Origin of the sequence: Peribacillus sp. FSL H8-0477 (assembly GCF_038002765.1) — a bacterium.
Classification (GTDB): Bacteria; Bacillota; Bacilli; order Bacillales; family DSM-1321; genus Peribacillus.
Genome location: NZ_JBBODE010000001.1, coordinates 592,469 through 605,610 on the forward strand (window position 1 = coordinate 592,469; position 13,142 = coordinate 605,610).

8 protein-coding genes are annotated in these 13,142 nt (G+C 39.5%); all 8 read right to left on the reverse strand.

Going from position 1 to position 13,142, the window contains the following annotated elements; translation table 11 throughout:
- Nucleotides 1–36: 36 nt before the first annotated feature.
- A complete protein-coding gene (locus MHI18_RS03115) occupies nucleotides 37–1,704 on the reverse strand; it encodes an ABC transporter substrate-binding protein (RefSeq protein ID WP_340845958.1) in 1,668 nt (555 codons plus the stop codon).
- A 25-nt stretch (nucleotides 1,705–1,729) separates the two neighbouring features.
- Nucleotides 1,730–2,623, reverse strand: coding sequence for a carbohydrate ABC transporter permease (locus tag MHI18_RS03120; RefSeq protein ID WP_340845959.1), 894 nt, complete (start codon nucleotides 2,621–2,623; stop codon nucleotides 1,730–1,732).
- Nucleotides 2,624–2,638: 15 nt separating this feature from the next.
- Entirely contained in the window at nucleotides 2,639–3,598 is a 960-nt protein-coding gene (locus tag MHI18_RS03125; RefSeq protein WP_340845960.1) for an ABC transporter permease, read from the reverse strand.
- Between the two features lie 154 nt (nucleotides 3,599–3,752).
- Nucleotides 3,753–5,297: a response regulator transcription factor gene (locus tag MHI18_RS03130; RefSeq protein WP_340845961.1), complete on the reverse strand. Its 1,545-nt coding sequence runs from the start codon at nucleotides 5,295–5,297 to the stop codon at nucleotides 3,753–3,755.
- Nucleotides 5,285–7,072 carry a cache domain-containing sensor histidine kinase gene (locus MHI18_RS03135; RefSeq protein ID WP_340845962.1) on the reverse strand — a complete coding sequence of 596 codons (1,788 nt, stop codon included), beginning with the start codon at nucleotides 7,070–7,072 and terminating at the stop codon, nucleotides 5,285–5,287. Before MHI18_RS03135 ends, MHI18_RS03130 begins: the two co-directional genes overlap by 13 nt.
- Before the next feature lie 167 nt (nucleotides 7,073–7,239).
- On the reverse strand, nucleotides 7,240–10,029 hold the full coding sequence (locus MHI18_RS03140; RefSeq protein ID WP_340845963.1) for a glycoside hydrolase family 3 protein: 2,790 nt from the start codon (nucleotides 10,027–10,029) through the stop codon (nucleotides 7,240–7,242).
- Between the two features lie 53 nt (nucleotides 10,030–10,082).
- Entirely contained in the window at nucleotides 10,083–10,790 is a 708-nt protein-coding gene (locus MHI18_RS03145) for a YesL family protein (protein WP_340845964.1), read from the reverse strand.
- 32 nt (nucleotides 10,791–10,822) lie between these two features.
- Nucleotides 10,823–13,120 carry a glycosyl hydrolase family 95 catalytic domain-containing protein gene (locus MHI18_RS03150; protein WP_340845965.1) on the reverse strand — a complete coding sequence of 766 codons (2,298 nt, stop codon included), beginning with the start codon at nucleotides 13,118–13,120 and terminating at the stop codon, nucleotides 10,823–10,825.
- Nucleotides 13,121–13,142 lie beyond the last annotated feature (22 nt).

Sequence of the window (13,142 nt, forward strand, 5' to 3'; positions counted from 1 at the left end):
TTACTCAGGATGGTTCTATAAGCAGTTGATTGGTGTTTATTTATCCCAAAGTTCTAATCTGCTTTTGACTAACTTCGTATATTCCTCTTCAGCCTTCTCCACATCCGCTTTCTCTAAATCATTCATAAATGTATCCCATATCTTATCAAAATTTTCGGGTTTAGCTAAGATTGCTTCAGGTATCCGTTTTTTAACAATATCCAGACTTTTTTGCAAAATCAGCTCCAAATCAGAACCACCTGGTACTGGAATGTTATAGGCAGCACCCCAAGGCTTAACCGGGAAGTCTTCTTTCTGTGGATACAGATCTTTCCACATCTCTACATCATAATTTGCTAATACTTCTTTTTCTGTATCTGTGTACGCGTCTTTAATTTGGTCTGGGCTTGCAATCGTATATGTTTGACCAGTAGAATCCTCTACCCCATCTCCATACGGCGGTGCGAAACCTTTCAGTGCTCCTACTCCAGTTTGTTTCACGTAATTCGCATTATTGTTGCGTTCTTTCATTACGTCTTCTGGAATCACACGCTTTCCATCAACAATTTCATAATGTTCCCCTTCTATGCCCCAATTTTGAAGGATTTGACCTTCATCCGAAGCCAAGTAATCAAGGAATTTAATCGCCCGCACTGGATCCTCGTTATCGATTGAAATACCAATGCCCCACCCGCCTAGGTATCCTGTATCTTGAAAATTATGGTGTTCATATTCCTCGGTTAGTGTGACCGGATACATTCCATACATCCGCTCTTCCTTGCCAGCTTCACGTAATGCTCTTTGCGCCTCAGCCATTTCCCAATCTGCATCAATGAGGCCGATCACTCGTCCTGATGATATTTTCGCTAAATATTGATCATATTTTTGAACGAAGCTTTCTTTGTCTAATAATCCGATATCATTCATATGATTTAACCAACGGAAATATTCTTTTTCTTCTGCACGACGATAGTGCATTTTTGCTTCAAAGGTCTCAGGGTCAATATAAAACTCTCCGTCATCGGGTGCTCCTGTTGCAAAGAATGCAGGATTAGTCGTTGTAATTTGTATCCTCCAGTCATCTGCTAACAAAGATAAACCGACAGTTGGCTGCCCATCTATACTTGGGTTTTTCTCTTTATAGTCTTTAATGGCTTTTTCAAAATCCTTTACGGTACGAATCTTTGGATATCCGAGCTGTTTAACCACATCGTTCTGGAGCATGAACCCCGTGCCTGGCTCCCAATAGGTCTGATCAACCTGTGAAGTCGGCAGGATATAGATTGAATCATCTTCATTATCCCATTTTAACCGATTAAAATAATCCCCATAAATCTTCTTTAAATTCGGTCCATGTTTATCAATTAAATCCGTCAAATCAATTAGCGCTTCTGCTTCAACTAATTTAGCTGCATTCCCCTTTGGCAGAATCAAATCTGGATACTCCCCGCTGGCAATCATTAATGGAATCTTTTGTTCACCGCCGGCCACATCAAATTCCGCTTCCAGACTTACTCCGGTTTTCTCATTCACTTTTTTGCTGACCGGACTCTCCATTTTATCCCATTGCGGATGAGGGTCAGCACTGAATAAGGTAAATGAAACGGCTCCGGTAGATTCTTTATCCAAATCGACTTTTTTAGAAGCACCATCATTTTGACATCCAGCTAGAACCAGCATCGTTGTTGCGATTAATAGTCCAGATTGTTTAATTATTCGTTTCATCTTTACATCTCCCTTATGATTAAAATTAACTTTTGACTGCTCCTAATGTCATTCCTTGTACAAAAAACCGCTGTAAAAATGGATACACAATGAGGATTGGAATAATCGTCACCACAGAAATCGCCATTTTAATCGATTCCGGAGAGACATTTTTAGCTCCTTCTAGAGCCTCTGTCCCCCTGTATGCATTGGGATCGGTAGAACTAATCGATGTATTTTGTAAAATTTTCATCAATTCATATTGAAGCGTAGTCAAGCTTGGATCAGATCCATTATATAAGTACGTATCAAACCAAGAATTCCACTGACCTACCGCGATAAATAGAGCAATCGTCGCTAAAACCGGCGTACATAGGGGAAGAATAATTCTCCAAAAAATGGAAAAGTCGTTCGCGCCATCCATTTTAGCTGATTCTTGTAGAGCATAGGGCAGTCCATCCATAAAGGAACGAACAATAATAATATTGAAGGCATTCACCATGCCAGGAAGAATATACACCCAAAATGTACCTACTAGGTTTAAATCTCTCATCAGCATGTAACCAGGAATTAATCCACCGCTAAAATAGAGCGTTAAAACAAGGGTCGTTGAAACGAATTTTCTTCCTTTAAAATCAGCACGACTTAGCGTAAATGCAACCATTGCTGATGAAATGACGCCCAAAATCGTCCCAATCACTGTCCGTAATGTTGAATTGACAAAGCCTGTAATCAAGTTGTCGTATTCAAATATCGTAATATAGTTTTTAAATGTGAATTCTCTTGGGAAAATCGTGATACCGCCGCGAACCGTATCCGTCGCATCATTGAGTGAGATCGCCAGTACGTTTAAAAATGGGTACAAGGTGACCACAAACACTAACGTTAAAAACGTATAATTACAGATCGTAAAAATTAAGTCACCCTTACTAGATTTCACCGTCACTCTCCCCCTTTACATAACACTTTGGTTCGTAAACCGCTTAAAGATTCCATTCGCTAAAAATAAGAGAATAATACTAACTAAAGAATTGAAGATGCCAATAGCTGTTCCGTATGAAAAACGCCCTAAGCCAATACCATAATTTAAGGCATATAGATCTAATACTTCTGAATAATCGACAATCGTTGAATTTCCTAATAAAAACTGTTTTTCAAAGCCAATTGAAATCAGATGACCAATTGAAAGGATAAGGACCACTAATATCGTTGGGCGGATTCCAGGCAAGGTAATATGCCATATTTGCCGCAGTCGTCCAGCTCCATCTACTTTTGCTGCTTCATATAGTTGTGTATCAATCCCAGCCATGGCAGCTAAAAAGATAATGGAGTTCCAGCCCATTTCCTTCCATAAATCGGCGAGCGTGACAATTATCCAAAACAATCCGCCTTTGGTCATAAATTGTATCGGTTCATCCACTAGTCCAGTCGCCGTTAATAACTGGTTAACAGCTCCTCCATCACTAGACAATACTTTTGTCACAATTCCAGCTACAACTACCCATGAAACAAAATGCGGCAAATACGTAATCGTCTGGAGCGTGTTTTTAAATGCTTTCTTACGAACTTCATTGAGTAAAATCGCAAACACAATCGGGACCGTAAAACCTAAAATAAGACCCATAAGACTCATGGCAAGCGTGTTACGCAGAACTAAATAAAAACGCTCATCTTGGAAGAGCATAATGAAATGCTGCAGCCCCACCCATTCCTGTTCGCCCATCGACTTACCGGGGCGATAATTTTGAAAAGCCATCGTCCATCCCCATAAAGGCAAATAATTGAAAACAAAGACCCAAATCACAAAGGGCATCGACATAAAATATAAGTACCTTTGATGAATGAGTGATCCCCAAAAACTTTTTTTATTTTTGATGGGCTTGTATGTATGCGCTTTCTTTTTGGCGATTTCCATTGACTTCTCCCCTTTCTCTCTATCATCATACCTTACATTTCACTACGTCAATACCTGCTAGATTACGAGAAAAATCAGGTATAAATTTTAGGTATACGATTCGTGAATCAGCAAAAACAGACAAAATCAACTGACTTTGTCTGTTTTATGATATTCAGCTTATTTTTCCACATTGGTTTCGATAGGCGGAGGGAGAGGTTCCGACATATTTCTTAAACTTACGATGAAAATAGTCCACATTTGCGTAGCCAATCTGATCAGCCACCTCATAGACCTTGCTCCCCTTTTGCAATAGCTGCTTTCCTATGTCAATTCTCACTTTATCAAGATACGTGTTAAAATACTCACCCGTATAGTTTTTAAACAGCTTGCCTAAATAGGCACTGTTATAATTAAATACCTCTGCTAACGTTTCTAAACGCAGGTTTTTATTGTAGTGTTTATGAATTAAATCAATCATTTTCTTAATCTGTGTATCCGTATTTCCATTATCCAATACACCTATTATTTCACTGAATCGTTTTAGTAAAAATTGTTTTACACTCGGTAATGTTGGTAAGTCATAAATCTCCGCCGCCCGGGCATGAATGGCGGTCAGACTTGGATTATTTTTATTGGAAAGCAGTAATTTATTTAATAGGTTTGTATAAAGTTGAATACATCCTTTTTTGATTTCCATTTCGGTCATTCTGCAATGAACCATCTCTTCAGCGAGTTCATCAATCATTTTCTCTGCTGTCTTACTGTTAATTGATTCAAAAGCATATTGCAGACGACTAACATACGATTCAATCGCCACTATAGTCTTTTCGTCTGTTTCAATCATCCACTGATCCGAAAGATTACTTTTATCCATTACCATCTCTTTATCAAAATAATAATGATGAGTTAAGAGGGTTGAAGCGGTTTGAAACGATTGGTAAATGTGTGATAGAGGAACCTGTTCTCCTATTGCTGCAAAAAAGGTCTCATTGCCAATGCCCGCTTTCAGTTCTTCATATAGGTTCTCTTTAGCATGTTTGGACGTATAGGATTGTCTCAAGAGAACACCAATCTCATAATTATTGGTGAAAACATACCCTTTTTCAGTATATTCAAACAACTCTTTCGCTTTCTGTTTCAAAAAGCTGATGTCAGAATGAGCAGCCGGTGAGGTTACCTTCAGTAAGAGAACTTGAAAATTTCGTTGTACATGACTAAGTTCTTCATACATAGGCAAAAATTCTTTATTGAGGGAAACGTCATTCTCTTGGCATAAAGCAGTAATCAGTTTTTCTCTTTGCTGGTTTTTTTCTTCCGCTGCAAGCTGCTTTAATTTTTTTTCATCTGCTAATTTATTATAAATCATTTGTAAATAGAGAATTAATTCATCTTCATCGAGCGGTTTTAATAAATATCCATCTACATGACACCCCATCGCTCTTTGTGCATAGGTAAAGTCTGCGTGTCCGCTTAATATAATAAAATGAGTGTGTCGGTTGTCTTTTCTTATTTTCTCAATAAGTGTGATTCCGTCCATTTCGGGCATACGTACATCAACAATCATTAAGTCGGGCTTATATTCTTGATGTTTTTCAAAGCCTTCACGGCCATTCTGTGCAATATTAATGACCTTGAATCCATAAGTTTCCCAAGCAATAAGTGTTCGGAGTCCTTCTCTTATCATTGGCTCATCATCAACAATGATTACTTCAAACATCCTGCTTCCTCCTCTAGTGGAATCATAAATTGAATGCACGTACCTGTCCCTTTTTTTGACGTAATTTGAAGACCGCACCCTTTTCCATATGTAAGAACTTGCCTTTGGTGTACATTACGTAAACCAATGCGAATCCCCTCATCTTCCTCATTTATAAACTGAAGAATTTCCTTCAGCCTTTTATTTTCAATCCCAATGCCATTATCCGTAACGGTTACTTGCAGATAATGCCCGGACACTTTTGTTTGAACGACTACCTTTCCCCCAGCTTCTTTATTATCCAGGCCATGAATCACTGCATTTTCAACCAGCGGCTGGATTGTCAGTGGATTTACGAGAATGTTCCTTGAATCTGGGTCGATAGCTAGTTCATATTCCAGGCGTTCTTTATATCGGAATTGCTGGATTTCCAAGTAACAGCGTACTGTTTCAATTTCATCCCAAAGAGGGATTTTTCTGCTTCCTACCTCAAGACTCTTTCTCATTAATTTACCCAGCCGCTTCACGACATCTGCCACTTCATATACACCCTCTATATGTGCCTTCATCCGGATTGACTCCAGCGTATTAAATAAAAAATGGGGATTAATCTGACTAGCCATCATTTTAAGTTTGCTTTCATTTTGGCTTACCTGAAGAATATTCTTTTGTCGATTCGTTTCATGTACCTGATCGATTAACTGTCTCAAATTAGCAACCATCTCATTAAACTGATGCGATAGCTGTCCAATTTCATCGTTTCCATCGATCACAATTTGAGTATTCAAGTCACCCTTTGAGACGTTTTTAATTTGGGTGCCCAGGTTGGAAAGACGCTTTGTGAACAGATTACTGACTAATATAATGATGAGCATGGCTGCGATAAATCCGGCAATTGTTACCGAAATCCCAAATAAGCTTAATGAATTTGCATCTTTTACAATCAGTTTATTGGCTGAAATGGATACAATCTTCAATTGATTTTGACTCTGTTCAGGAAATAATTCTTCCATTATAATTTGGGAAGGCTCTCCCTCCCACACACCCTCATAGATAGAATTTTCCTTTTTCTTCATGTTATCAATCATATGATTAAACTGTTTTCCAATTTTATTTTTTTGATTAGAAGCTACCACCGTGTTGTTGTCATCTATAAGCATAGTAAGAAATGCTTCTTGATTTAATATCCAGTTTAATTGACTTGGATTAATGGTAATAATCAGCATCCCAAACGTACTATAGTCTAGAAAGTTAATGCGTCTGACTAAACTTAAAAAAGGTTGATCTTTTTTTGTTTCATCTTGTGCATAAAACCAACGAATATAGCCTGCTTCTTTCTCAGCTTCGTGATACCATTGCCTTTTTTTTGTCTCTGAATTAACGGGAATAAAGTCCCAGTTATCAATTAATGTAGGGTTATCCATGTAGAATCGAATTTTTTCAATTTCCGGATAATATTGAAGATAGTAAGAAAATTTATCATAATTACGATAAGCATTTACTACTTCATAGGTCGATTTAAATTCTGTATTTGCCAAAGTACTTAGCTGCTGGTCAAACTGAAGGCCATCTGATATATAGATAGGAACTTTTAAGACTTCAGCTGTTCTTTTTTTCACCCTTTCTACGTTTGTGATCGATTGATCTACTGCATCTAAAATGGCATTTTCTCTTAATTCATACGTTAGAAAAACGCCCACTATCATGATGGGAATGAACACCGACACGATCAACATCAAGATTAGCTTATCCCGCATTTTCATATTATTGATTCGTTTTATCATAAAAGATTTCATGTAAGGTTCTCCAACTATTTTTTAGTAAGCGCTTTCTTTAATTATAGCTTACTGCAATATGATTAAAATAGGAAGAAATAGGGATATATCTGACCACTTTTCATGTCAAAATTAGTGAAAAAAAAATAAGCGTACTAAGAGGCATCCCTTAGTACGCTTTATTACTCCTATTCAGCCTGAATCCACCCTAACTGAATGTCTCCCTTAAAAAGTAGATAAAGATCATGTAGGCCATCCGTTTCTACAGACATTTTTCCTTCGACCGTCGTCCAAGCTTGAAATCCTCCGGTTGGCGGTATCATGCATTCACCCAACAAGGGACCGTTCACTGAATCTAGACGAAATTCTAGTACCGCTTGCTGCCCTCCATTTGCTGCTCTTACTTTCATTTTTTTATACTGCTTGCTAATCTCTACTTCATGAAATGCTATCCAACTTTCCGCGCCCTTGTTTCTAATTGAATGACTGCCTTCCGTACATTCAGCTAAAAACACTGCCTGATAATCATCATAGTTTATTGCCTTTACTGGATGACTGATACTTCTAGGCGGAATGTGTTCTCCTGCCACCGTAATTTTCTTCTCGAGAATGATTGTTTGTGACGAGCTTCCAATCATAATGGTATAACGACCATCTTCGACACAATATCTATCTTGAGTAACATCCCAAAAAGCTAAATCTGCAGCGTTCAGTTCAAACGAAACCTGCTTACTTTCACTTGGTTCCAGCGAGATTCGTTTAAAACCTTTTAGCGTTTTGAGCGGCCGCTTCACTCTTGAACGGTCTGCACGTACATAGAGCTGGACAACTTCATCCCCTCTTCTTTCACCGTTATTCGTAATATTGACTGTCACGGTTAGATTCTCATCTTTTGTCATCGATTCCTCTGTAATAAGTAAATCCCGATAAGCGAATGTCGTATAAGATAAGCCATGGCCAAAAGGATAGAGTGGTTTTGAATCAAAATATTGATACGTCCTTTTCCCTTTTATAATGTCATACTCCATCAAATCGGGAAGTTGCTTAATCGATGAGTACCACGTCATATTTACTCTGCCTGCCGGATTATATTCTCCAAATAGTACATCCGTAACTGCTCGTCCAAGTTCTTGCCCTGCATGAGAAGTATACAGAACCGCAGGTACATGTTCTTGAATCCAGTTTACGGCAAACGGATAGCTTCCGACCATCACAACCACCGTATTAGGATTTACTTTCATGACTTCCTGAATTAAGGTTTCCTGTTGCGGCGGCAGAATAATATCTTCACGGTCAACACACTCTTTGCCATTGATAAATGGATTATTTCCAACAAACACAATCGCCGTTTCAACACTCTTTGCCGCTTTAACAGCTGTTTCAATCCCGTTCTCAACGATTTCTAAACTCAAATCTATCCATTCAGTTCCTTGAACGATTAAAGAGCCAGTTTCATTCATACTGATTGGCTTTTGGTCCCATGAAGATAGCTGAATCCCATCGTTTATCGTCTTTGTATGAAAAACTTCCTTTACAAACCAGCCTTTTGCTTCTGCGGCACTTGCTGTTAAGCAGCCGTCATCATCAATCGTTACAAACAGATGGTTACTCTCTGCGCGCAGCGTCTGATTGCCCCAGCCCCAGTCGGTATAAATGAATGTCTCCGCTTCCTCACCATTACATACTAACCTTTTTGTTTCAGGATCGACCATGATATATTGACCATTCACCTTTGAACGAAGCTTGATTCGATTACTGCCATCACAATATATGACATCACCATCAAGCTTTTGCTGAATCCCATCAAGTGGTGTAATCATATAGGGAGGTGTCCCGCTGTACCAATCCGTATATACTTCATTAGCTAGAGGGCCCAGTACGGCTGTTTTTTGTTTGGTTAACGGGAGTAACGAGTCATTCTTTAATAACACAATTCCTTCTCTAGCAGCGGTTAATGAAAGACTAGCATTCTCTTTTGAAGCAAGCTTTTCTTCTGGGATGTTGCTGTATGGATTTAGTTCGTCTGGATCGAACTCACCTAGACGAAAGCGGACTCTAAACGTATTTCTTAACGCGCTATCTAAATCCTTTTCTTCAAGCCAGCCTTGCTCTAGTGCATCGCGAATAGCCCGAAGCGAAATATCTTGGTCATCCGTTATACTATCAATACCATTTTTAATGGATAGCGCGACAGCCATTGCATATGATTCTACATAATGATGTTCATTGACCGAACCCAGAACATCGCCCGCATCACTGACGACAAATCCGTCCATGCCCCATTCCTGTTTAATAATTCTTTTTACTTCCGGATTCATGTTGCATAACGTTCCATTTACGGCATTGTAAGCCGTCATAATGGATTGAGCTTTTCCTTCTTTAATCTGCATCTCAAATGCCTTCAAGTAATACTCTCTCATATTACGAGGATCGATACTTACCGAACATTCGCCGCGATCTACTTCATTATTGTTTCCTAAGAAATGCTTCAATGTTGCTGCTGATTTTAGATACTTGGGATGATCGCCTTGCATCCCTTTGATGAGCTCAGTCGTCAGTCTCCCTGTTAAATATGGATCTTCTCCATAGGCTTCTTCGGTCCGCCCCCATCTTGGATCTCTTTCCATATCTACTGTAGGTGCCCAAATCGTCAAACCGTTCTTTTCAGGATCCATCTGGTAGTAAATTCGTGCTTCGTCAGCAATTACCGAGCCTATTTTTTTCATTAATTCTTCATTCCAAGTACATGCCAACCCGATATTCTGCGGAAAAACCGTTGCTTTTCCAAGCCACGCAATCCCGTGCGCGCCTTCCGTCCCATGCTTATATTTACGTACCCCTAGTCTTGGAATACCTTCTTGATATTGACACATAAGATTAATCTTTTCTTCGAGTGTGAATAGAGACACTAAATGATTTACGCGGTCCTCAAGCAATGCCTCCGGATTTTGAAAAAGATAGGTATCTGTGTGATTCATAAATTTCCTCACTTTCTTTTCCTAAATGAAATATAGTAAAACGCTCTCATACTCTATAATTCTTGCATAATGCGTTTAGAAGATTGCTGGTAAACTGCTTTTTGGGCCAGCCGGTAAAAGAACATGAATGATAAAAAGGCGGTAATTGAACCGACAAAAAATGGAAATAGAAAGGTTAACGTGGTACTGATATATACAATCACTCCATTCACCATAACAACCCCGAGGACCGAAAAGGGTCTTCCCACTGCAAGAATGAACGAGTTTTTCACTGATGTTAAAAAAGGAACTTCAAAATGCACATTGTAAGAAAAAAAGTAGATAGTCCAGGTAAATAAAATCATGGTAAATAGACTATAGATCACCATGGCGAGTCCAGGGTTCTGATAAACAAATAAGTAATAATTCATGGCCCATCCGATCCATACTAAGATAAATACCACTCCGCCAAGTACACTTCTTAAATAATTCTCTTTATAACAGGTTAAAAAGGTTGAGAAAATCGGAACTTCTGCATCTCCCATCACCCATTTTCTTACTACCCCAAACAAAGCCGTTGTGGCTGGAAATAAGATAAAAGGAGCTAACACAGCGATTGTTAGGGTCAGCACAAGTAAATCAGAAAGATCAGCCGATAAGAAATTCATCCCAACTAGAACGATTGGTACATTGAATAGAAGCCAAATTAAATTGGTTAGCAAGAAACGTAAAACCCAAACGGATGCTTTGTAAAAACCGCCCATCATATTACCTAATTCCATTATGGAACTCCTCCCTCTATGCAACTCTGATCCTATTTCCATCTAAAAGAACACGTTTCTCCTGCTATTAATACTACCCGCCATTCATTAGATTGGTTTAACTCACCTAGTAACCTCCATTCTTCGTTATTCCTAGATAGACTAATGACTAGTTCTTGATTAATTGCCGATGTGATTGTCAGTTCAATGTGTCGTCTCTCGAGGTCCCACTCAAAAGAATGAACATAGATTTGCCCCCGACAACGTGTACCTATTATTTTCCCTCGCGTGACAACTGTGGGAAGTGCAGGTAAAAGATCAATTTTTCCCGGTAAAGAAAAGAGGAATAAATTGTGAATTAACTCCGGGATACTACCGTTCGCATCTACATTAAATACGTTATATTCATCATAATGAGCGGTCATGAGACTGGGGTAAATTGCTCCGCCTGCTGCCATCATCCGTAAAATATCCCATACCGTATCGCCCATTCCCAGTCTGGCAGCTGCTAGTCCAGCATGCATTCGTCCGTGTGAAGAGGTATCGGTATTCGGATTATACAGCCAATGCTCCATTTTTTTCTGTAGAGCAATGCTTGATGCCTCCCACAGTTCTGGTGTTTTCTCTTTCGTGAATTCATAGCTTTGGAAAAGAGGATAGAGATGAGAAAAATGGCGGTGGTTATAATTATCCTCATGGTCCCCTACCGCCCATTCCTTTAAGGCTCCTTCTTCATTGATCAAATAAGGCGGGAGTTTTTCAATCATATTCCTCCAGTTTGGAATGGACTTCTCTTCTATCCCAAGCAACTGACATGAATCGATTAAATGCGTTAACACTTCTTTTGCAACAGCAATATCCTGTGTACTATTGGCCGCTATCCCATTTTCCGCTGAATAAGAGGGGTTAAACATATACCTGCCCTCTTGGTCCTCATAAAGGAAATCTTCATAAAACTGTACCACTTCTTTTAATAAGGGCACGGTATGATCTTTTAGGAACTCCTGATCTCCTGTATATAAGTAATAATCGTAAAACCAGTGGGCCAGCCACCCCGCACCACACGTCCAAAAAGCTCCGAAAAAAGTATCACATTCCCGGTCCCCCCAGCTGGAATCTCCCCAATGCAAATGTTTTCCACTCGTTGACGCACGGATTCCAGATAAAATCCCTCTACAGCCAAAAAGCATACGTGCATTATAACGAAAGTCTTCTAGAAACGATTCTATCAAGGTAACAAATGGTTTCATTCCTTCCATCATATTTCCACTGAATACCGACGCCATTGCCAACTGCAAATTGGTATCCAGTGTATAATCTGAAGACCAGGAAGGCTGCCAGGTACCAGTCCATATCCCCTGAAGGTTGGGAGGTCTTAGGCCAGCACTCGAAATAAACATATACCTGCCAGCGTCAAACAGTTTTTCTACCAGAGCCATAGACACTTCTTTTTCGTTTCGAACAGCAGCTAACAATTCATCCGTGCTCCAGCTTCGCTTCTCACCACCGTCCAAATCCAATGAAACTCTATTAAAAAGGGCACCATGTACATGTATATGTGAGGCTTTCAATTCCTTATAAATACCATCTAGTTCTTCAAAGTTTGCGAAAGAAGTTTGGCTTCCTTCAGCAAACGGGACGATTTTCATCATCACCAGTATTTCATTCGCACCAGATACAGTCATCTGATTTGAATCAATCACTAGTTCACCCTCGATAGGACTGATTTTGACAAAACTATCATACCCTCCACTCCCTTTGGTATATAAATGTCTGCTTATAATCATGTCGTTTTCATACCTGATTGAGACTTCCATACCGGGATGATTAATCTCTTCCATTCTTAAAGCTACTAACGGCATCGGCTCATTACTAGTAATAGACATAACAATCACCTTGTCCGGCCTGGAAGCGAACAGTTTTCGTTTACACTCAACGTCGCCCTCTCTCCATGAGGAGATGATTTCCCCTGTTGAAAAATCGACACTTCGAAAATAGTCTTCGATTGTACCAACAGGAGCTTGATCAATTTCGAGAAAAAAGCCTGGATGAAAGGAATCTGTATCGACGATGGTATGACCGCGTTCTTCTCCTTTTTTAATGAAAAATTCATGTGAAGCAAGATAGCCCTCGTTCTGGCTGATTCGACGAACTTCCTCCAAACAATCTGACATATCGGGCATATCCTGTTTCGCATCAGCTGGTAAAAATAATTCAGCATGATTCACGACTACCTTTTCTTTGTGCGGCAGTCCAAAATGCATGGCACCCATTTCTCCATTTCCCGTTACATTGCCGTATTCCCATATTTCCGCCGGTTCCGTACTGTACGCACCATGTTTCGGATACATACCCTCTCACCTCCCTAGCTAC

Bases quoted from the DNA above. Each gene is read 5' to 3' on its own strand.
- MHI18_RS03115 (WP_340845958.1), bottom strand. From the start codon at position 1,704: ATGAAACGAATAATTAAACAATCTGGACTATTAATCGCAACAACGATG.
- MHI18_RS03145 (WP_340845964.1), bottom strand. From the start codon at position 10,790: ATGGAATTAGGTAATATGATGGGCGGTTTTTACAAAGCATCCGTTTGG.
- MHI18_RS03125 (WP_340845960.1), bottom strand. From the start codon at position 3,598: ATGGAAATCGCCAAAAAGAAAGCGCATACATACAAGCCCATCAAAAAT.
- MHI18_RS03150 (WP_340845965.1), bottom strand. From the start codon at position 13,120: ATGTATCCGAAACATGGTGCGTACAGTACGGAACCGGCGGAAATATGG.
- MHI18_RS03130 (WP_340845961.1), bottom strand. From the start codon at position 5,297: ATGTTTGAAGTAATCATTGTTGATGATGAGCCAATGATAAGAGAAGGA.
- MHI18_RS03140 (WP_340845963.1), bottom strand. From the start codon at position 10,029: ATGAATCACACAGATACCTATCTTTTTCAAAATCCGGAGGCATTGCTT.
- MHI18_RS03135 (WP_340845962.1), bottom strand. From the start codon at position 7,072: ATGAAATCTTTTATGATAAAACGAATCAATAATATGAAAATGCGGGAT.